Below are 21329 nucleotides of genomic sequence, written 5' to 3' on the forward strand. Positions count from 1 at the left end.
TACCGAACAGCGACATCGGGAGCGACAGCGAGCTCAGGACACCATGCGCACGGCGTACGGCGTCATACCGCTGTACCTGACGTCGGAGACCTTGACCACCGATCCGGATTGCGGAGCCTCGAGCATCTTCCCGTCGCCGAGGTAGAGCGCGACGTGCTGACTGGCGTTCGGTCCGTAGAAGATCATGTCGCCACGCTTCATCTGCGACGACGGAACCTGCTTGCCTGCCGTGTACTGGTAGCCGGTGTAGTGGGGCAGAGAGATACCCAGACCTGCGAATGCGTAGATCATGAGGCCGGAGCAGTCGAAGCCCACCTTGTTGTAGTCGCCGTAACTGTCTGCGACTCCGCCGTCTCGGATTCCCTTGGTCGGCCCGTTCTCGTCGCCGCCGCCCCAGGAATACGGAACACCGAGCTGGCTCATCCCGCGGTCGATCGCCAATTCCACGGCAGCACTGCCCGTCACCGACGGTGTGGTCGAGGGCTTGGGCTTGCTGGGAGTGGGCTTGCTGGGTGTGGGCTGGGTCGGAGTCGTCGTGGTTCCGCTCGAACTGTCAGAGTCGGTGGACGAACTCGAGTCGTCGTCGACGTCCACGTGCGAGCGCTGGCCCTCCGCGATCGCAGCGGCTCGTTGCTGCGCAGCCAGGTTGGCCGACACCCGGGCCGCCGCCTGAACCGCGGCCTCACGAGCGGCAGCCGCAGCCGCGGCTATTGCTGCATCCTCGGCCGCCTTCTGCGCTTCCCAGTCGCTGTACGCGGCTCGTTGACCCTGGAGGCCGGCCACGTTGCTCCGGGCTGCGTCGAGCTCGGTCTGAGCGGCGTCTCGCTGGGACTCGATAGCGGCTTTCTGATCGGCCTCGGCTTGCAACGCTGCCTGCGCTGCAGCGATGGCCTGCTCGGCCTCGGCTTTCTTCGATTCGGCTTCGGACGCTGCCGCATCCGCCTGCTGCTTGGATTCACGGGCGGCCGAGTCCCGGTTCGCCTGCTCGGTTCGGGCCCGCTGGAGGCCGTCGAGCACGGCATTCTGACTGTTGGACAGCACCTTCAGAACCTGGGCGCGGTCGAGAACGTCGTCCGGTCCGCTCGAACCGAGGAACGACGCCATCGAGGCGACGCCCGAGCCCTGGGTGTAGCTCGATTTGGCGAACTCGTCGAACTTGCGCTGGGCTGCCTGAATCTGTGTGCCTGCATCGGCGAGCGCCTGCTGCGCTGCTCCTACGACTGCTGCGGCCACGTCGGCGGCGTCCCGTGCGTTCTGCAGGTCGACCAGGGCTTTGTTGACGCCTTCTCGCTTCACGGCGACCTCGTCGTCGAGCTGTGCGAGTTGTTGGTTGGCGGATGCGATCGCGTCGATCAGCTGTCCGACCTGCCCCAGGCGCGAGTCGACGGCGCTGCCGGCCGCGGCGATGTCGGTATCGGACGGGTTGGGCGGGGGCGGCGGTACCGCGGCGGCGACTCCGGGCATGGTCGCGGTCAGCGCGAGAACCAGACCGGCACCTGCCAGTACGAATCGGGTACGGACGAGCGCTCTGCGGCGCGTGCCGCGAACTGGACGTCGGCTCACAAATGTCTCCCTCGGGTCCGGCATTCACTCGGGTCCCGAGAGGACCGTCGTGCCGTCGAGGCGTTCCCCGTTCCCACCCCGATCGCAGGTGACGGTGAACATGTTCGCCGGGCGGGAAAGTGGCGCGCAGCGACACGACAGGTGCGAACCACGTCAGTCACACCCGAAGCAGTGGCCTCCCGAGTTCCCCACGGATGACACCTGCCTTCTGCGACACTCCTTCCCCAGCAGTGCCAATGGCACCGTACGACACTTCGCACACTAAAGAAACTCCAGTCACAAATGACACATTTGTAATTCCACCAGGCACAATGCCCTGAACTCGGTGTTTGCCCGAAACAATTTTTCGGACTTTTTCCGGACCGCCGTCCGGTGGCGCGATCGCGCGTCGGTGTCGGTCGGTCGAATGACGAATGTGCGCGCTACGTCAGCGCTCGACGGGCTGCGCTTCGTGCGCATCGGCAGTGGCCGATCGTGCGCGATATCGACGCACCTTCACGGCGGCTGTCAGCGCGGCCACCGCGGCGACGATCACCACGAGTCCACCCGTCAGCAAGCCCCACGGAGTCTGGTCCTCGACGAGGGTGTCGACGAAGTTGTCGGCGGCGACGACGTGATTTCCGGTGTACGTGCGATCCTGCCCGGCTTCGAGTGTCACTCGGCTGATCGAGTCGCTGAACGTTCCGACCTGCCCCGGGCTCAGCACCAATACAGTTCCGCCCTCGCGGGCACCGACCGCAGTGGCGAGGTCGCGTAGCTGCGAATCGTGGCGCGGTTCGTCGGGGACGATCACGATGCTCAGATCGATTCCGTGGTCTTCGGCTCGGTTCACGGCGGCAGTCAGTCCGTCCTGCTCTGCCGCAGGAGCGCTGACTCCTGACTCGCGGACCGTGGCGACGATGCTGTCGACGTCCAGACCTGCCGGGATATCGGTGGCAAGTGGGGAAACAGCGTGGATCGGCTCAGTCATCTCTCGTCCAGTCGGTAGGAACCAGTCGCGTGGAACCCTACGTCACGGTGCCGTCGATTCTCGGGAGGCAGGCAGGCCCGACGCGGCAACTGAGGCCGCCCTTCATTGCGTCGCACGATGCACTACGTGAGGATTGTGACGTGGGTCGTTCTCTCGGTGTCCGCCGCGATACGGACCCGCACGTTTTCACAGGACAAGCGTACTGTTAGACTTTCATCGAGACACTGCCCGAGGGTCCGCAAGCAGTCCGCACGCCGGATACCCTGCCGAGACACACGGTCAGCGCCTCGCTTCAACCGTCGACACAGCCCCGTCGGCGGTGTGCCTCATAGACGAGTGGAGCTGAAGTGACCGCAAGTAACAATTCATTCGGTGCAAAGGGCACCCTCGAAGTCGGAGAGAACTCGTACGAGATCTTTCGGCTGTCGGCCTTGCCCGGTGCCGAGAAACTGCCCTATGCACTGAAGGTCCTCGCGGAGAACCTCCTTCGCACCGAGGACGGTGCAAACATCACCGCCGACCATATTCGCTCGATCGCGTCGTGGGATCCCTCGGCCGACCCGAGTATCGAAATCCAGTTCACCCCTGCGCGAGTCATCATGCAGGACTTCACCGGCGTTCCGTGTGTCGTGGACCTTGCCACCATGCGTGAGGCCGTGACCACCCTCGGTGGCGACCCCAACAAGGTCAACCCCCTCTCCCCCGCCGACATGGTCATCGACCACTCGGTCATCCTCGACGTGTTCGGCCGCGCCGATGCACTCGAGCGCAACGTCGACCTCGAATACGAGCGCAACGGCGAGCGTTACCAGTTCCTGCGATGGGGCCAGGGAGCCTTCGACGACTTCAAGGTCGTCCCGCCCGGCATGGGCATCGTGCACCAGGTCAACATCGAGTACCTCGCACCGACCGTCATGACCCGCAAGGGCCAGGCGTACCCCGACACCTGCGTCGGAACCGACTCGCACACGACGATGGTCAACGGCCTCGGCGTGCTCGGCTGGGGCGTCGGCGGAATCGAAGCCGAAGCTGCCATGCTCGGCCAGCCCGTGTCGATGCTGATCCCGCGTGTAGTCGGCTTCAAGCTCTCGGGCGAGATTCAGCCGGGCGTCACGGCCACCGACGTCGTTCTGACCGCCACCGAGATGCTGCGTAAGCACGGCGTCGTCGGAAAGTTCGTCGAGTTCTACGGCGAAGGTGTGGCCGAGGTTCCCCTCGCCAACCGCGCCACCCTCGGCAACATGAGCCCCGAATTCGGCTCCACCGCAGCCATTTTCCCGATCGACGAAGAGACGATCAACTACCTGCGCCTCACCGGCCGCAGCGACGAGCAGCTCGCTCTCGTCGAGGCGTACGCCAAGGAACAGGGCATGTGGCACGACCCGAAGAACGAAGCCGTGTACTCCGAGTACATCGAGCTCGACCTCAACACGGTCGTCCCGTCCATCGCAGGCCCGAAGCGCCCGCAGGACCGAATCCTGTTGTCGGAGTCCAAGGTTGCGTTCCGCAAGGACATCCACAACTACGTGGAGGAGAACCACCCGGCGCACGAGGGTGACAGCAAGCTGGACGAGGCCCTCAACGAGTCGTTCCCGGCCAGCGATCCCGCGTCGCTGAGCTTCGCAGAAGACGATGCAGTCGACGTGCGGTCCGCCGCATACGGCTCCGAAGGTCGCCCGAGCAAGCCGGTTCGTGTCATCACCGACGAAGCAGGCGAATTCGTTCTCGACCATGGCGCCGTCGTGGTGGCAGGTATCACCTCCTGCACCAACACCTCCAACCCGTCGGTCATGCTGGGCGCAGCACTGCTCGCTCGCAACGCCGTCGAAAAGGGCCTGTCCACCAAGCCGTGGGTCAAGACCAACATGGCGCCCGGTTCGCAGGTCGTGACCGACTACTACGAGAAGGCCGGCCTGTGGCCGTACCTCGAGAAGCTCGGCTACTTCCTGGGCGGCTACGGCTGCACCACGTGCATCGGTAACACGGGCCCGTTGCTCGAGCCGATCTCGAAGGCGATCAACGACAACGATCTTTCGGTGACCGCCGTGTTGTCGGGCAACCGCAACTTCGAGGGTCGCATCTCCCCCGACGTCAAGATGAACTACCTGGCCTCTCCGCCGCTGGTCATCGCTTACGGCCTCGCGGGCACGATGGACTTCGACTTCGAGACCGACGCGCTCGGTAACGACCACGAGGGCAACCCCGTGTACCTCAAGGACATCTGGCCGTCGTCGCAGGAGATCGAGGACACGATCAAGTCCTCGATCAGCCGGGACATGTTCAGCAAGTCCTACGAGACGATCTTCGCCGGTGACAGCCGCTGGCAGAACCTGTCGACCCCCGAGGGCGACACGTTCGAGTGGGATCCCAACTCGACGTATGTGCGGAAGCCTCCGTACTTCGACGGCATGACGATGGACCCGGCTCCGGTCGAGGACATCAAGGGTGCCCGCGTGCTGGCCCTGCTCGGCGATTCGGTCACCACCGACCACATCAGCCCGGCAGGACCCATCAAGGCCGGTACGCCTGCCGCTCAGTACCTCGATTCGCACGGCGTGGAGCGCAAGGATTACAACTCGCTCGGATCGCGTCGTGGCAACCACGAGGTCATGATTCGTGGAACGTTCGCGAACATCCGTCTGAAGAACCAGCTGCTCGACGACGTCTCGGGTGGCTACACCCGCGACTTCACCCAGGACGGTGGCCCGCAGTCGTTCATCTACGATGCGTCGCAGAACTACCAGAAGGCCGGCATCCCGCTGGTCGTGCTGGGCGGCAAGGAGTACGGCTCCGGAAGCTCCCGTGACTGGGCGGCCAAGGGCACCTCGCTCCTGGGCGTCAAGGCGGTCATCACCGAGTCGTTCGAGCGCATCCACCGCTCCAACCTCATCGGCATGGGCGTCGTTCCGCTGCAGTTCCCGGCAGGCGAGAGCGCTGCGTCGCTCAAGCTCGACGGCACCGAGACGTTCGACATCATCGGCGTCGAGAAGCTGAACGAGGGCACCACCCCGAAGACGATGGCGGTGACCGCGACCAAGGAAGACGGAACCAAGGTCGAGTTCGACGCCGTGGTCCGTATCGATACCCCCGGTGAAGCGGACTACTACCGCAACGGCGGAATTCTGCAGTACGTCCTGCGCAACATGATCAGAGGCTAGTCACACGGCACTGTAGACAAACGCCACGCACAGCGATGGGCCCGGAACTCGATACGTGTTTCGGGCCCATCGCCGTATCGGTACGGGCCCCTTCATCGGAAAGTAGGAGTTTCACACGTGCCCAAGGTCAGTGAAGACCACCTGGCGGCCCGCCGCAGCGAAATTCTCGACGGCGCGCGTAAATGCTTCGGAGAGTTCGGCTACGAGGGCGCGACCGTGCGACGCCTCGAGGAGGCGACGGGCCTCTCCCGCGGAGCCATCTTTCACCACTTCAAGGACAAGGACGGTCTCTTCCTCGCATTGGCGCAGGAGGACGCCCGGCGCATGGCAGAAGTCGCTGCGACGCAGGGTCTGGTTCAGGTGATGCGAGACATGCTGGCTCAGCCGGAGCAGTTCGAGTGGCTCGGAACGCGGCTCGAGATCACCCGACGACTACGAACCGACGCCGACTTCCGAACCAGCTGGGCGGAGCGTTCGGCCGAACTGACCGATGCGACGCTCGGCCGACTCGAGCGCCAGAAGACGGCAGGGAAACTACGGGACGACGTTCCCAACGACGTTCTGGCCGACTACCTGGACCTCGTTCTCGACGGTCTGGTCGCCAGAATCGCGTCGGGCAACGGCGGGTCGAACCTGTCGGCCATTCTGGATCTGGTCGAAGAATCGGTGCGCAGGCGCGACCCGGGTCAGGCCAGCTGAATCAGTTCCAGGTAGTCCTGCGACCAGTGGTCCTCGGTGCCGTCGGGAAGGAGGATGACTCGTTCCGGTGAGAGCGCCTCGGCGGCGCCCGGATCGTGAGTCACCAGAACGACAGCACCCTTGTAACTGCGCAGTGCGTCGAGAACCTGCTCGCGTGAGATCGGATCGAGGTTGTTGGTCGGTTCGTCGAGTAGCAGAACGTTCGCAGCCGAAGACACCAGCCCGGCCAGCGCCAGACGCGTCTTCTCGCCGCCGGACAGCGTTCCTGCGGGTTGTTCGAGCTGGGGTCCGGTGAACATGAAGGCGCCGAGTAGCGATCTGAGCTCCTGCTCGCCGGTGTCGGGTGCCGCATGCCGGATGTTCTCCCACACCGACGCCATGTCGTCGAGGGTGTCGTGCTCCTGGGCGAAGTAACCTACGCGCATGCCGTGGCCGGGTTCGATCTCGCCGGTGTCGGCCTTCTCGGTTCCGGCCAGGATCCGGAGCAGCGTCGTCTTGCCCGCACCGTTGAGCCCGAGCACCACCACTCGACTTCCGCGGTCGATCGCCAGATCGACGCCGGCGAAGATCTCGAGCGACCCGTACATCTTGGTCAGGTTCTTGGCCATCAACGGTGTCTTGCCGCAAGGGGCAGGCTCAGGGAAGCGAATGTGCGCAACCTTGTCCGATACGCGCTCCGCATCGAGGTTGGCCATCAGCTTGTCTGCTCGTTTGGCCATGTTCTGTGCCGCAACGGCTTTGGTTGCCTTGGCACCCATCTTGGCGGCCTGGACGCGCAGCGCACCCGCCTTCTTCTCCGCGTTCGCGCGTTCGCGACGGCGCCGTTGCTCGTCCGTGGCGCGTGCGTCGAGGTACTTCTTCCAGTTCATGTTGTAGATGTCGGCCTCACCGCGCACGGCATCGAGGAACCACACCCTGTTCACGACATCACCGAGCAGTTCGACATCGTGACTGATCACGATGAGTCCGCCCTCGTGGTTCTGCAGGAAACTGCGCAACCAGGTGATGGAATCGGCGTCGAGGTGGTTGGTGGGCTCGTCGAGCAGCAATGTGGTGTTCGAGCGTCCGCCACTGCCGTCGGACGCGGCGAACAGAATGCGAGCGAGTTCGACGCGTCGACGTTGACCACCGGACAGGGTCCGCAGCGGTTGACCGAGGATGCGATCGGCCAAGCCGAGGCTGTTGCAGATGCGAGCCGCTTCGCTTTCGGCTTCGTAGCCGCCGAGGGACGCGAACCGCTCTTCCAGCTCGCCGTACTTACGGACGGCTTTGTCGAGCAATGTCTCGTCGGCAACCTCGGCCATCAGTGCCTGCTGCTTCTCCATACTGTGCAGGAGGGTGTCCAGCCCGCGGGCCGACAGCACCCGGTCCTTGGCCAGCACGTCCAGATCGCCCTCTTTGGGATCCTGCGGGAGATAGCCGAGGTCTCCGGTGCGTACGACCTCACCGGCATAAGGTTCGCCCTCGCCCGCCAGGATGCGCAGCGTGGTGGTTTTTCCGGCACCGTTGCGGCCGACCAGCCCGATGCGGTCACCTGCCTGCACGCGGAGCGCGGGCCCCTCGGTGGACAGAAGGGTCCGCACACCGGCACGAACTTCGAGGTCGGTGGCGGTGATCACGCGTGAGCTCCTAGCGATTGCCGAACAAGATGAGTGCTCGTCGACCGACGAGCGAGCAATGAAAGCGCCGTAGGTCGGCACAGCAAATTCCCATTTTAGCTCAGCATTCACGTGCCTCCACCCAGGAACGCAGGTGACCCCGGTAACGTCTGAGCGATGACCGACGTCACCGAAACGGCCACTGCCCGCCCAGCCCTGCCCCTCGACCTCACCGGACGGACCGCACTGGTCACCGGGGGTAGTCGAGGCATCGGCCGCGCGATCGCCGCAGAACTGCTCGCGCGCGGTGCCAACGTGGCCATCACTGCGCGTAAGCGGGAACCGTTGCTGGCCGTCGCGGCGGAACTCGGCGACTCCGTACTCGCGCTGGACGGTAACGCGGGCGACCCGGAACATCGGCGCACCGCAGTGGACCGCACCGTCGAGACCTTCGGTTCGCTGGACATCCTGGTCAACAACACCGGTATCAACCCCGTCTACGGCTCGCTGATGGATGCCGACCTCGTCGGTGTCAGCAAGATCTTCGACACCAACGTCGTCGGCACGCTCGGCTTCGTGCAGAACGCGTTCCATGCGTGGATGGGAGAACACGGCGGTGCGGTCGTCAACATCGCCAGCGTCGCAGGCATCCGCTCCACCGGAGTCATTGCCGCGTACGGCGCATCCAAAGCTGCGTTGATTCGGCTCACCGAGGAGCTGGCATGGCAGCTCGGTCCGAAGATCCGCGTCAACGCGGTGGCGCCGGGCGTGGTGAAGACCAAGTTCGCCGAGGCGTTGTTCGCCGGCGGCGAAGAAGCAGCAGCGGCCGGCTACCCGATGAAGCGACTCGGTACCCCCGAGGACGTGGCTTCGCTCGTCGCGTTCCTGGTCTCGGACGCGTCCTCGTGGATCACCGGCGAGACGGTGCGCGTCGACGGTGGCCTGCTCGCCACCGGCGGAATGTGAGCGACCTGTCGGCCGACGTCGCCGTGGTCGGGCTGGGACCGGCGGGTCGCGCGATCGCCCACCGCTGCGCGGCCGCGGGTATGGACGTTCTCGCACTCGATCCGCACCCGTCCAGAACCTGGACGCCGACCTACTCGGCATGGGCGGACGAATTGCCGTCATGGCTCTCGGAGTCCGCAATCGCCTCGACTGCACGCAGGCCCGCAGTGTGGACCGATCGGCATCGCGTCATCGACCGGACGTACTGCGTGCTCGACACCCATGCCCTGCAAGCTTCGCTGTCTCTCGACCTCGTACGAGTGCACGCGGGCACCGCAGTCGACGTCACCGGCACCCGCGTCACCACCGTCGACGGGACGGTCGTCACGGCTCGCCACGTCGTCGATGCGCGAGGAACGCTCGACTCGCGTGATCTGGCGCAACAGACCGCATACGGAATCGTCGTCGAGCGGGAACGCGCCGAGCCCATTCTGGAAGGCTCCGACGCCTGGTTCATGGATTGGCGTACCGACAACGGCGTACGACCCGGTGAAGTTCCGAGTTTTCTCTATGCCGTCGCACTCGACGACCACCGCGTTCTGCTCGAAGAAACGTGCCTGGTCGGCAGGCCTGCCCTCCACCTCGATGTACTCCGGACTCGTCTGCATCATCGTCTCGCCCGACGCGATCTCGTGCCGACCGGCACCGAGGACGTCGAGCGGGTGCGCTTTTCGGTCGAACCTCCGCCGCGCTCGCGGCTGCACACCCCACGAAGCGGGCCCGTCCTGTTCGGGTCGCGGTCGAATCTGATGCATCCTGCGACGGGATACAGCGTCGCCGCGTCGTTGGCGTCTGCCGATCACCTGGTCGACGGACTTCGCACCGGCAAGCCGGGGAGCCGACGTGCACTCCACACCTGGACGGTGCAGAAGCTACGCAATCTCGGGCTGCGCACTGCGTTGAGCCTCGAGCCGGAGATGGTTCCGCAGTTCTTCGCCAGCTTCTTCTCGCTTCCGGTCGAACTCCAACGCTCGTACCTGTCCGGTCACGACGACGCCATGGGGACCATGACCGCAATGCTGAGAATGTTCCCTACGCTTCCGGTCTCGGCCAGGCTCGCCATCGCGCGCACCGTCGTCCACGCTCCGAGACGCGGCTGAGTTTCTCGGCAACGGTCGACACACAGGCGCCCGGTCGGCGATCATGAACACATGCGCAGCATTTGGAAAGGCTCGATCGCCTTCGGACTCGTCAACGTTCCGGTGAAGGTCTACTCGGCCACCGAGCAACACGACATCCGGTTTCATCAAGTGCACGCAAAGGACGGCGGACGAATCAAGTACGACCGCATCTGCCAGGAATGCGGAAAATCGGTCCAGTTCGCCGATATCGACAAGGCGTACGACTCGCCCGACGGCGAGCGCGTGATCCTCACCGACGACGACTTCGACAAACTCCCCGCTGCCGAGAAGCACGAGATCCCCGTTCTCGAATTCGTTCCGACCGAGCAGATCGATCCGATCCTCTACGACAAGAGTTACTTCCTGGAGCCCGACTCGTCGTCGCCCAAGGCGTATGTGCTGCTGCGAGAGACGCTGGAAGAAACCGAACGCACCGCGCTCGTCCATTTCACGCTGCGACAAAAGACGCGGCTGGCCGCCTTGAGAGTCCGTGACAACGTGCTGGTCATTCAGACTCTGCTGTGGCCGGACGAGGTACGAGCTGCAGAATTCCCGTCGCTCGACGACGCCCCGTCGGCGCGCCCGCAAGAAGTGAAGATGGCGACGTCGCTCGTCGAGAGCATGTCCTCGGAATTCGATCCGACGGAGTACACCGACGACTACCAGATCGAACTGCGCAAACTGATCGACGAGACACTGGCGAACGGTGGCGAGAAGGTCATCCACACCGAGGCCGAATCACAGGACGACGGCGAGGACGCGGAGGTCGTGGATCTGGTCGCCGCCCTCCAGCGCAGCGTCGAGGCCGCGGGAAAGAACGCGAAGTCGGGGTCCGATTCGTCAACATCATCATCGTCGAAATCTTCGTCGTCGAAGACACCGGCCAAGAAGACCGCTGCCAAGAAGACCACCGCGCGGAAGACCCCGGCAAAGAAGGCTCCGGCCAAGAAGGCCGCAGCGAAGAAGGCTGCCCCGTCGACCGACGAAGCGAAGGGTGCGTGACGGGGCAGCCGGAATGGACCGTCAGACGGTGAAGCCGAGGGCCCGAAGCTGCTCGCGTCCGTCGTCGGTGATCTTGTCCGGTCCCCACGGCGGCATCCAGACCCAGTTGATCTTGAGGTCGGCGGCGAGCCCACTGCGCACGAGCGCACCACGGGCCTGATCCTCGATGACGTCCGTCAACGGGCAGGCCGCCGATGTCAGTGTCATGTCGACGGTGACGATGTCCTCGGCGTCGATCTTGATGTCGTAGACCAAACCGAGATCGACGACATTGATTCCCAGCTCGGGGTCGACGACGTCGCGCATCGCTTCTTCGAGGTCCTCGAGCACCTTGATCTCGTCGGCGGTGAGTTCCACCGGCGTCGTCGTCACAGCCGGTGTGGTCTCTGTTGCGTCGGTCATGATTGCTGTCCTCCGGAAAGTGCCGACTGGGCGGTCTCGCCCGTCGTAGCTGTCGTATCTGCGTCCACTACTTGAACAACCGCATCCTTGAAAGCCATCCAACCCAGCAAGGCGCATTTCACGCGAGCCGGGTACTTGGCCACACCGGCGAACGCAATGCCGTCGCCGATGACGTCTTCGTCTCCCTCGACGGTACCTCTGCTGCCGACCATCTCGCTGAACGAATCCACGGTCTTCAGGGCGTCCTGAACTGACAAGCCGACCACCTGATCGGTCAGCACCGACGTGGCGGCTTGGCTGATCGAGCAACCCTGGCCGTCGTACGAGACGTCCGCAACGGTGCCGTTGTCGACGTGAACCCGCAGAGTGACCTCGTCGCCGCAGGTGGGATTGACGTGGTGCACCTCCGCACCGAACGGCTCGCGCAGTCCACGACCGTGCGGATGCTTGTAGTGATCGAGGATCACTTCCTGGTACATCTGTTCCATTCGCATCAGGCGTGTCCCTCCTCACCATTGCGGTCGGTGCCGAAGAACGATTGCGCGCGACGAATCGCGTTCGCGAGCACCTGCACTTCCTCGACCGTGTTGTACAACGCGAAGGACGCCCGCGCGGTCGCTGCCACTCCGAAGCGCCGATGCAGTGGCCACGCGCAATGATGACCGACGCGAATGGCGACGCCTTCGTCGTCGAGAATCTGCCCCAGGTCGTGTGCGTGGATACCGTCGACGACGAACGACACTGCCGAACCTCGATCGACGTTCTCCGTCGGACCGATGACTCTAACGCCGTCGATCTTTGCGAACTCGGCGAGAGTCGCTGCGACCAAGGTCTTTTCGTGAGCTGCCACGGCGTCGATACCGATGTTGTCGAGGTACCGCACGGCGGCACCGAGCCCGATGACCTGCGACGTCATGGGCACACCGGCCTCGAAGCGTTGCGGCGGAGGCGCGAACGTCGTCTTCTCCATCGTGACCGTCTCGATCATCGATCCGCCGGTGATGAACGGCGGCATCGCATCGAGCAGCGCGGCCTTGCCGTACAACACTCCGACACCCGAGGGTCCCAGCATCTTGTGGCCGGAGAACGCTGCGTAGTCGACATCGAGGTCGTGGAAATCGACCTTCATGTGGGGCACGGATTGGCACGCGTCGAGAACGACGAGCGCGCCGACAGCTCGGGCGCGACGCACCAACTCCTCGACGGGAGCGACGGCACCGGTCACGTTCGACTGGTGGGTGAACGCGACGACCTTCACCGCGGACGACAATTCCAGCGAGTCGAGGTCGATTCGACCGTCGTCGGTCACCCCGTACCACCGCAGAGTTGCGCCGGTACGGGCCGCAAGCTCTTGCCACGGAACGAGATTGGCGTGGTGTTCGAGTTCGGTGACGACGAACTCGTCACCGGGTCCGAGATGACGATCGAAGCGCTGATCGGCCAACACGTACGTCACGAGGTTGAGCGACTCGGTTGCGTTCTTGGTGAAGACGATCTCGTCGACGTCTGCACCGACGAACGCGGCGATATCCGCCCTGGCTCCCTCGTACGCGTCGGTGGCTTCCTCTGCCAGCTGGTGCGCCCCGCGGTGCACCGCCGCATTACAGGTGGTGAGGAACTCGCGTTCGGCGTCGAGCACCTGCACCGGCCGCTGCGAGGTTGCGCCGGAATCCAGATACACCAACGGCTTTCCGTCGCGGACGGTGCGCGAGAGGATAGGAAAATCGCGGCGAACGGTAGCGACATCGAACGATGTCGCTACCGCCACAGCTGCCGGTGCAGCCATACTCATGCTCCGGTGGTCGCGGCCTGCGTGTAGCCGGCGTAGCCGTTGGCCTCGAGCTCGTCGGCCAGCTCGGCACCGCCGGACTTGACGATCTCACCGTTGACGAAGACGTGCACGAAGTCGGGCTTGATGTAGCGCAGAATGCGGGTGTAGTGCGTGATCAGCAGCACTCCCCCGTCTTCACGCTCCTTGTACTTGTTCACGCCCTCGGACACCACGCGCAAAGCGTCGACGTCTAGGCCGGAATCGGTCTCGTCGAGGATGGCGATCTTCGGCTTGAGCAGTCCCAGCTGCAGGATCTCGTGACGCTTCTTCTCGCCGCCGGAGAAACCCTCGTTGACGTTGCGCTCGAGGAAATTCGCCTCGATTTCGAGCTCGCTCATGGCGGTCTTGGCTTCCTTGACCCAGTGCCGCAGCTTGGGGGCTTCGCCGCGCACAGCGGTGGCGGCGGTGCGCAGGAAGTTCGACATCGACACTCCGGGCACCTCCACCGGGTACTGCATCGCCAGGAACAGACCTGCGCGGGCGCGCTCGTCGACGCTCATCTCGAGAACGTCTTCACCGTCGAGGGTGATGGTGCCGGAGGTGACGGTGTACTTCGGGTGGCCTGCAATGGCGTACGACAAGGTGGACTTGCCGGAGCCGTTGGGCCCCATGATCGCGTGCGTCTCGCCGGACTTCACGGTCAGGTCGACACCTTTGAGGATGTCGATCGGCTCGGCGGACGAGTCGGTGTTGGCGACGCTGACGTGCAGATCGCGGATTTCGAGTGTGGACATCAAAGTTCCTTTGTGCAGTCGAGAAAGGTTCGGTTGGGCCTACGCGCCGACGACGGCGAGTTCGGTCTCGATGGCAGCATCGAGACGCTCGCGTACGGCGGGGACCGGAATCTTGTCGATGATTTCGTGGAAGAAGCCGCGGACGACCAGTCGGCGGGCCACCTCCTCCGAGATGCCGCGAGCACGCAGGTAGAACAGCTGCTCGTCGTCGAATCGGCCGGTAGCACTGGCGTGCCCTGCTCCGACGATCTCGCCGGTTTCGATTTCCAGGTTCGGTACCGAATCGGCGCGAGCGCCGTCGGTGAGCACGAGATTTCGGTTCAGTTCGTACGTCTCGGTGCCCTCGGCCTCGGCGCGGATGAGAACGTCGCCGATCCATACGGTGTGTGCGTCGACGGTGCCGGGTCCGGTTTCACCCTGGAGCGCGCCCTTGTACATCACGTTCGACTTGCAATGCGGAGCCGAGTGGTCGACGAGCAGTCGCTGCTCGAGGTGCTGACCGGCGTCGGCGAAGTACACACCGAGCATGTTCGCGTCACCGCCGGGCGCGCTGTAGCGCACGGTCGGGCTGATGCGCACCAAGTCGCCGCCGAGGCTGACGTTGTAGTGGCGCAACACCGAGTCACGTCCGAGCAGGGCGTGGTGGGCGGCCACGTGCACCGCGTCCGACTGCCAGTCCTGGATCAGCACGACGTGCAACTGCGAGCTGTCACCCAGCACGAACTCGACGTTCTCGGCGTACGTGCCGCTGCCGCGCTGATCGATCACCACGGTGGCGCGAGCAAACGTGCCGAGGCGAATCTGCACGTGTCCGTAGGCGACGTGGTCGACGCCCGGTCCGTCGATCGTGATCTCGATCGGCTCCGCTACCTCGACCTCGTTGGGAACACTGACGATCGTGGCCTCGGTGAAGGCCGAATATGCCTGTGCGGCAATCCGATCGGCAGGCACGCCGGCCTTCCCGAGTCGATCGTCGTCGCGTCCCACGGTCTCCACGACCACCTGGTCCGCAGCCCCGACGGTGACCTGAGCGGTCCCGTCGGCGACTGCCGAACCGTCGTGCAGGCCGCGAAGGCGACGCAGCGGCGTGAAGCGCCACAGTTCGTCACGGCCCGACGGCACCTCGAACGCGTTCACGTCGTACGACGTGAATTGAGCGCCCTTGTTGGCGACGAGCTTCGACTTGTCTTCCTTGGCGGAATCGGGGTTCTCGGATGCCACGGCACCCATGACTCCGGTGAGGGGGTTGTTCACTTATCCGACCGACCCTTCCATCTGCAACTCGATGAGCCGGTTGAGCTCGAGCGCGTACTCCATCGGCAGTTCGCGAGCAATGGGCTCGACGAATCCGCGGACGACCATGGCCATCGCTTCGTCCTCGGTCATGCCGCGGCTCATCAGGTAGAACAACTGATCGTCGCTGACCTTCGAGACAGTGGCCTCGTGACCCATCGACACGTCGTCCTCACGGATGTCGACGTACGGGTAGGTGTCGGACCGACTGATCGTGTCGACCAGCAGGGCGTCGCACTTGACCGTCGAACGCGAGCCGTGCGCGCCCTTGTTGATCTGGATCAGACCGCGGTAGGACGTCCGTCCACCGCCACGGGCGACGGACTTGCTGACGATGTTCGACGACGTGTGCGGTGCCAGGTGCAGCATCTTGGAACCGGTGTCCTGGTGCTGATCGGGCCCTGCGAACGCGACCGAGAGAACCTCGCCCTTGGCGTATTCGCCGGTCATCCACACAGCCGGGTACTTCATGGTGACCTTGGAGCCGATGTTGCCGTCGACCCACTCCATCGTTGCGCCTGCTTCTGCCTTGGCGCGCTTGGTGACCAGGTTGTAGACGTTGTTCGACCAGTTCTGAATGGTCGTGTACCGGCAACGACCACCCTTCTTGACGATGATCTCGACCACGGCGGAGTGCAGCGAATCGGACTTGTAGATCGGCGCGGTGCAGCCCTCGACGTAGTGCACGTAGGCACCCTCGTCGACGATGATCAGCGTGCGCTCGAACTGGCCCATGTTCTCGGTGTTGATCCGGAAGTAGGCCTGCAGCGGGATGTCGACGTGCACGCCCGGCGGGATGTAGATGAACGATCCACCGGACCACACTGCGGTGTTCAACGCAGAGAACTTGTTGTCGCCTGCCGGAATGACGGTGCCGAAGTACTCGCGGAACAGCTCCGGCTGCTCTTTGAGTGCGGTGTCGGTGTCGAGGAACAACACACCCTGCGCCTCGAGGTCCTCGCGGATCGAGTGGTAGACGACCTCGGACTCGTACTGAGCGGCGACACCGGAGACGAGGCGCTGCTTCTCGGCCTCGGGGATGCCGAGCTTGTCGTACGTGTTCTTGATGTCCTCGGGCAGGTCGTCCCACGTAGCGGCCTGCTTCTCGCTGGACCGCACGAAGTACTTGATGTTGTCGAAGTCGATGCCGTCCAGGTCGGAACCCCAGTTGGGCATGGGCTTGCGGTCGAAGGTCTTGAGAGCCTTCAGACGGGCTTCGAGCATCCACTCGGGCTCGCTCTTCTTGGCCGAGATGTCACGGACGACAGCCTCGGACAAGCCGCGCTTGGCGCTCGCGCCGGCCACGTCGGAATCGGCCCAGCCGTATCCGTAGGTGCCGAGCGAGGCAATGGTCTCGTCCTGAGTCAGCGGCGCGGCGGGTGTCACCTGGTCTGGTGTGACGGTCATGCGGGCTCCTTCCGGAGGCGTGTGCGTTCTCCGACACGGGGCTGCGTGTCGGACGTCATCTTGTGTGAACTATCTGTCGATACGTCGGTACCGGATCGACCGCTGCTCGATCGCGTCGAGGTGAGCGGTACGTGTGTGGTGCAAGCGCAGTTGCCGTTCGCAATGGTGGCAAGACGCTGCACATGCGTGCCGAGGATCTCGGCGAACGCTGCTTGTTCGGCCTCGCACAGCTCGGGAAACTCTGCTGCGACGTGCGACACCGGGCAATGGTGTTGGCAGATCTGCACTCCGTTGCCGACTTGCCGCGTGGTGGCCGAGAATCCCGCCGCACTGAACGCGTCGGCAATTCTTCCCGCCGCCGTTTCCACGGCATGTGCGTCGGAACCGGTCGCGGGTTCGACGTCGGCAACGATGGTGTTGACGCGTTGCCGCGCGAACGTCTCGATGGCGTCGTTGCCACCGATCTTGCGCAGCTGCCGCATCGCGGCTCCGGCCAGATCGTCGTAGGTGTGGCCCAGCCGATTGCGGCCGGCTGCGGTGAGCTGGAAATGCTTGGCCGGTCGCCCGCGTCCACGCTGACGTGCTCCCGCCGGGGTGGTGATCCTGGCCTCGCCTGCATCGATGAGCGCATCGAGGTGGCGTCGGACACCTGCCGCGCTCAATCCAAGCCGAGTGCCGATATCGGACGCGGTGATGGGGCCTTCTTCGAGCAGTAGGGTGACCACCGCGCCCCGCGTCTGCCCCTCGGGGGCCGATGCCGGTCGCACCGACGACGCGCCTGCTCCGGCGGTCGATGGATCGACGCTTTCCGGACGCACGAGCGAGCTCTCGGTTGTTTTCACAACACCAGTGTGACGGAATTGTTTCACCTGGTCCAGCAAGGGTGCCCTATCCCTCAGGTGAATCCGAGCCGGGCGACACAGGCCGCGGAGTCCGGAGGACCGGGTGAATCGCGCCGTGGCACACAGCTACGCTCCCACTGTGCCATCGACCGAGAGTGAGCAGAGTTCCGAGAACTCGCCTTCCGCGACCGGTGCCAGCTCGTCCCCCGATCCCGAGAACCCCGAATCCGCGCGCGGCACGCTGCTGCACAGGATGATTCTCACCCCTGCTCGGCGCGTGTTCGGCCTGGAACCGACCCCACCGGGTGCCGGTGTCGCCACGTTGCACGGCGACGAGCCGGAGGCGCCCGGTCTCGATCCCGCCGAGACCGTTCAGCTACGCAACATTCGCCGTTTCGGAGCCGCGGGCGCGCTGCTGATGGCGATCGGCGCTCTCGGCGCGGGTGCGCAGCCGGTACTGCAGAACCCGATCGCGGGCGTCCGGTTACTGAGTCTGCCGTCGCGCATGGCCACGTCGGCTTTGACCGTGACCATGACGGGAACCGTCGTCGTGGTCCTCGCGTGGCTACTGCTCGGCAGGTTCGCGCTGGGGCGGACGCGATCGGGCGCGACTCCTCGCCGCCTGTCCCGATCGCAGATGGACCGAACTCTGCTGCTGTGGATCCTGCCGCTGAGCGTCGCACCGCCGATGTTCTCGCGCGACGTCTACTCCTACCTGGCCCAGAGCGAGATCACGGCCCGCGGTCTCGACCCCTACGAGATCGGCCCCGTGGATGCACTGGGGGCCGACAACGTCCTGACCCGGACGGTGCCCAACATCTGGCGAGAGACTCCCGCACCCTACGGTCCGCTGTTCCTGTGGATGGGGCGCGGGATCACGTACTTGACCGGCGAGAACATCGTCGCCGGCATCTTCCTGCACCGATTGCTCGCCTTGGCGGGAGTCGCGCTGATCGTCTGGGCGCTGCCGCGTCTCGCACGCCGCTGCGGGGTCGCGTCGGTCACGGCACTGTGGCTCGGTGCAGCGAATCCGCTGTTGCTGTTCCACCTGGTCGCCGGAATTCACAACGAGGCCCTGATGATCGGGCTTATGCTCGCGGGTACCGAACTGGCGCTGCGTGCGATCGAGCGCCCGGGTGCATTGCGCAGCACCGATATCGCGTTCCTCGTCGGCGGAGCGGGTGTGATCGCACTCTCGTCGACGATCAAGATCCCGTCGCTGATAGCGCTGGGGTTCGTCGGCATGGCGCTGTCGAGACGGTGGGGCGGCACTCTGAGATCGGTCGTCTACGCTGCGCTGCTGCTCGGCACGATCGCCGTTGCCGTCCAAGTCGCCGTGAGCCTGGGTAGCGGACTCGGATTCGGTTGGATCCACACTCTGGGTACCGCGGGGGTGGTGCGCAGCTGGATGTCGATTCCCACGATTCTCGGCCTGGCTACCGGATTCGTCGGCGTGCTGCTCGGCCTCGGCGATCACACCACCGCTGTGTTGAGTCTCACTCGGCCGATCGCAGCCGTCGTCGCCGGCGTCATCGTCATCCGCATGCTGGTCGCTGTTCTGAGGGGCCGACTGCACTCGGTGGGAGCGCTGGGGGTGGCGCTGGGAGCAGTGGTTCTGCTGTTCCCGGTAGTCCAGCCCTGGTACCTGCTGTGGGCGGTGATTCCGCTGGCCGCATGGGCCACCACTCCGTCCTTCCGGCGTCCCGCCATTGCCTTCTCGTCTCTGGTCAGCGTGATCCTCATGCCGAACGGCAGCGAATACCAGCCGTTCCAGATCGTGCAGGCCGCAGTGATGACCATCCTGACCATCGTCGTGTTGTATCTGCTGACACGGAACCGGCTGCCGTGGCCCACGCGCATCGGACCACCGGCACCCGAGCGGCACACCGACGAATACGCTGAGTCCTCGTGATCTCCGGGACGTCGAATGCGGCGCAACCTGTCGTGCAGTTGACCGACGTGCGCAAGTCCTACGACGGCACCACCGCCGTCGACGGACTGAGCCTGAGCATCGGTGCGGGTGAAGTTCTCGCGCTGCTCGGCCCGAACGGAGCCGGAAAGACCACCACCGTCGAGATGTGCGAAGGCTTCGTCGTACCCGACAGCGGCACGGTCAGAATTCTCGGCCTCGACCCCATCGCCGAGTCCGCCCAGCTCCGACCCCGCATCGGCGTCATGCTGCAGGGAGGCGGTGCCTACCCGGGGTCCAAGGCAGGCGAAATGCTCGAGCTCGTCGCCTCGTACTCGGCCGACCCTCTCGACACGACGTGGCTGCTCGACTGTCTGGGCCTGACCTCGGCGGTCCGCACACCCTATCGGCGGTTGTCCGGTGGCCAGCAGCAGCGACTGGCGTTGGCCTGTGCCATCGTCGGCCGCCCCGAGTTGGTGTTTCTCGACGAACCGACAGCCGGACTCGACGCCCAGGCCCGACTGCTGGTGTGGGAATTGATCGACGCACTTCGACGCGACGGCGTCGGCGTTCTACTGACCACACATCTGATGGACGAGGCCGAGCAGCTGGCGGATCGGTTGACGATCATCGACAACGGCCGCATCGTCGCCTCCGGATCCCCGTCCGAGCTCACCAAGCAGGGAGCCGAGGGACAGCTGCGCTTCTCCGCTCCCCCAGGTCTCGATCTGTCCCTGCTCGACGCGGCCCTGCCCTCCGGTTACGTACCGTCGGAGACGTCACCGGGGTCGTACGTGGTCACCGGAGTGATCGAACCGCAGATCCTGGTGGTCGTCACCTCCTGGTGCGCACAACAGAACGTGCTTGCGACGGAGTTGCAGGTCGATCAGCGGCGGCTCGAGGACGTCTTCCTCGAACTGACCGGCAGAGAATTGAGGATGTGACGGTGCGCAGAGAAGCCCGGCTCGCCGACAACCGTTTCGAGACAGGACTGTTCGCGCCGCGCCCACAGCCGGCGTCGGCCGCCCGGATGCTGTTCGCGCAGTCGCGTCTCGAGCTGAAGTTGTTGCTGCGCAACGGTGAGCAGCTGCTGTTGACGATGTTCATTCCGATCACGCTGCTGATCGGACTCACTCTGCTGCCGTTCGGTGAGCTCGGCGACGACCGCGTCGCGCGGGTCGTGCCGGCGGTGATGATGGTGGCCATCATGTCGACGGCATTCACCGGACAGGCGATCGCCGTCGGGTTCGATCGACGCTACGGCGCCCTCAAGAGACTCGGTGCCACGCCGCTCCCACGGTGGGGAATCATCGGCGGCAAGTCGGTAGCCGTCGTGATCGTGGTGATCATGCAGTCGGTTCTGCTGGGCTCGATCGGCGTCGCCCTCGGCTGGCGACCGAGTCCGGCAGGTCTGCTGCTGGGAGCGGTCGTCATCGCTTTGGGGACGGTCACGTTCGCCTCGATGGGGTTGCTACTCGGCGGCACCCTGCGGGCGGAGATCGTGTTGGCATTGGCCAACGTCGCCTGGTTCGTGATGCTCGGGATCGGCAGCGCGGTGTTCGTCGACGGCCAGATTCCGCAGGGCCTGCAGAACGTCGCACGGATAGTCCCGTCCGGCGCACTCGGCGAGGCGCTCAACCGCGGTGTGGCCTCGTCGTTCGACCTCTTCGGGATCGCCGTGCTGCTCGTCTGGGCTGCGGTCTGCGGCACTCTTGCGGTCCGAACCTTCAAATTCACCTGAGCGAGGCTTTCCGCCGGTCGCTCTACCCAACGACGCTGTGTAGTTGATCGGCGT

The 21329-nt window shown here is 64.7% G+C and carries 18 protein-coding genes; 8 read left to right on the forward strand and 10 right to left on the reverse strand.

The window, feature by feature from the left end:
- Positions 1-33: 33 nt before the first annotated feature.
- Together J2X62_RS14945 and J2X62_RS14950 are read right to left on the reverse strand one after the other, a co-directional pair.
- Positions 34-1587 carry an NlpC/P60 family protein gene (locus tag J2X62_RS14945; RefSeq protein WP_371828007.1) on the reverse strand — a complete coding sequence of 518 codons (1554 nt, stop codon included), beginning with the start codon at positions 1585-1587 and terminating at the stop codon, positions 34-36.
- A gap of 403 nt (positions 1588-1990) precedes the next feature.
- Complete coding sequence (locus tag J2X62_RS14950; protein ID WP_094622135.1) at positions 1991-2533, reverse strand: DUF6676 family protein; 543 nt, start codon at positions 2531-2533, stop codon at positions 1991-1993.
- 347 nt (positions 2534-2880) lie between these two features.
- Here J2X62_RS14950 and J2X62_RS14955 point away from each other — a divergent pair, with 347 nt between their 5' ends.
- Positions 2881-5691 carry an aconitate hydratase gene (locus tag J2X62_RS14955; RefSeq protein WP_027497032.1) on the forward strand — a complete coding sequence of 937 codons (2811 nt, stop codon included), beginning with the start codon at positions 2881-2883 and terminating at the stop codon, positions 5689-5691.
- A 117-nt stretch (positions 5692-5808) separates the two neighbouring features.
- Entirely contained in the window at positions 5809-6390 is a 582-nt protein-coding gene (locus J2X62_RS14960) for a TetR/AcrR family transcriptional regulator (RefSeq protein ID WP_027497031.1), read from the forward strand.
- Here the strand turns inward: J2X62_RS14960 and J2X62_RS14965 are convergent.
- Entirely contained in the window at positions 6378-8009 is a 1632-nt protein-coding gene (locus tag J2X62_RS14965; RefSeq protein ID WP_027497030.1) for an ABC-F family ATP-binding cassette domain-containing protein, read from the reverse strand. The two genes, J2X62_RS14960 and J2X62_RS14965, sit on opposite strands and share 13 nt — an antisense overlap.
- Before the next feature lie 156 nt (positions 8010-8165).
- Here J2X62_RS14965 and J2X62_RS14970 point away from each other — a divergent pair, with 156 nt between their 5' ends.
- Genes J2X62_RS14970 through J2X62_RS14980 form a run of 3 tightly spaced genes read left to right on the forward strand, consistent with a single transcriptional unit; the run spans position 8166 to position 11116 of the window.
- A complete protein-coding gene (locus J2X62_RS14970) occupies positions 8166-8954 on the forward strand; it encodes an SDR family oxidoreductase (RefSeq protein ID WP_045841762.1) in 789 nt (262 codons plus the stop codon).
- Positions 8951-10093: a lycopene cyclase family protein gene (locus J2X62_RS14975; protein WP_032391434.1), complete on the forward strand. Its 1143-nt coding sequence runs from the start codon at positions 8951-8953 to the stop codon at positions 10091-10093. The genes J2X62_RS14970 and J2X62_RS14975 overlap by 4 nt, the downstream gene beginning before the upstream one ends.
- Positions 10094-10144: 51 nt before the next feature.
- Positions 10145-11116, forward strand: coding sequence for a Ku protein (locus J2X62_RS14980; protein WP_032365768.1), 972 nt, complete (start codon positions 10145-10147; stop codon positions 11114-11116).
- A gap of 21 nt (positions 11117-11137) precedes the next feature.
- Here J2X62_RS14980 and J2X62_RS14985 read toward each other — a convergent pair whose 3' ends face one another.
- Genes J2X62_RS14985 through J2X62_RS15015 form a run of 7 tightly spaced genes read right to left on the reverse strand, consistent with a single transcriptional unit; the run spans position 11138 to position 17661 of the window.
- Entirely contained in the window at positions 11138-11518 is a 381-nt protein-coding gene (locus J2X62_RS14985) for a metal-sulfur cluster assembly factor (protein WP_027497026.1), read from the reverse strand.
- The gene (gene sufU, locus J2X62_RS14990) at positions 11515-12012 is read right to left on the reverse strand and encodes a Fe-S cluster assembly sulfur transfer protein SufU (RefSeq protein ID WP_027497025.1); all 498 of its coding nucleotides are present in this window, start codon (positions 12010-12012) and stop codon (positions 11515-11517) included. The genes J2X62_RS14985 and sufU overlap by 4 nt, the downstream gene beginning before the upstream one ends.
- On the reverse strand, positions 12012-13304 hold the full coding sequence (locus tag J2X62_RS14995) for a cysteine desulfurase (protein WP_310181498.1): 1293 nt from the start codon (positions 13302-13304) through the stop codon (positions 12012-12014). Before J2X62_RS14995 ends, sufU begins: the two co-directional genes overlap by 1 nt.
- A gap of 2 nt (positions 13305-13306) precedes the next feature.
- Positions 13307-14083 (reverse strand): Fe-S cluster assembly ATPase SufC, encoded by a 777-nt coding sequence (sufC, locus tag J2X62_RS15000; protein ID WP_027497023.1) that lies wholly within the window; start codon positions 14081-14083, stop codon positions 13307-13309.
- A gap of 39 nt (positions 14084-14122) precedes the next feature.
- Positions 14123-15313 (reverse strand): Fe-S cluster assembly protein SufD, encoded by a 1191-nt coding sequence (gene sufD, locus J2X62_RS15005; RefSeq protein ID WP_094694594.1) that lies wholly within the window; start codon positions 15311-15313, stop codon positions 14123-14125.
- Positions 15314-15337: 24 nt separating this feature from the next.
- Positions 15338-16783 carry a Fe-S cluster assembly protein SufB gene (gene sufB, locus J2X62_RS15010; protein ID WP_027497021.1) on the reverse strand — a complete coding sequence of 482 codons (1446 nt, stop codon included), beginning with the start codon at positions 16781-16783 and terminating at the stop codon, positions 15338-15340.
- Positions 16780-17661 (reverse strand): metalloregulator ArsR/SmtB family transcription factor, encoded by an 882-nt coding sequence (locus tag J2X62_RS15015; RefSeq protein WP_310181792.1) that lies wholly within the window; start codon positions 17659-17661, stop codon positions 16780-16782. The genes sufB and J2X62_RS15015 overlap by 4 nt, the downstream gene beginning before the upstream one ends.
- A gap of 217 nt (positions 17662-17878) precedes the next feature.
- On the opposite strand from J2X62_RS15015, the gene mptB reads away from it, so the two are divergent.
- The 3 genes from mptB to J2X62_RS15030 are packed head-to-tail and all read left to right on the forward strand — an operon-like array spanning position 17879 to position 21275.
- Positions 17879-19537, forward strand: coding sequence for a polyprenol phosphomannose-dependent alpha 1,6 mannosyltransferase MptB (gene mptB, locus J2X62_RS15020; RefSeq protein ID WP_230595128.1), 1659 nt, complete (start codon positions 17879-17881; stop codon positions 19535-19537).
- Positions 19534-20478 (forward strand): ABC transporter ATP-binding protein, encoded by a 945-nt coding sequence (locus tag J2X62_RS15025; RefSeq protein ID WP_032372458.1) that lies wholly within the window; start codon positions 19534-19536, stop codon positions 20476-20478. Before mptB ends, J2X62_RS15025 begins: the two co-directional genes overlap by 4 nt.
- Positions 20475-21275: an ABC transporter permease gene (locus J2X62_RS15030; protein ID WP_310181501.1), complete on the forward strand. Its 801-nt coding sequence runs from the start codon at positions 20475-20477 to the stop codon at positions 21273-21275. The genes J2X62_RS15025 and J2X62_RS15030 overlap by 4 nt, the downstream gene beginning before the upstream one ends.
- Positions 21276-21329 lie beyond the last annotated feature (54 nt).

It is taken from the genome of Rhodococcus sp. 3258 (assembly GCF_031456475.1).
GTDB lineage: Bacteria > Actinomycetota > Actinomycetes > Mycobacteriales > Mycobacteriaceae > Rhodococcoides > Rhodococcoides fascians.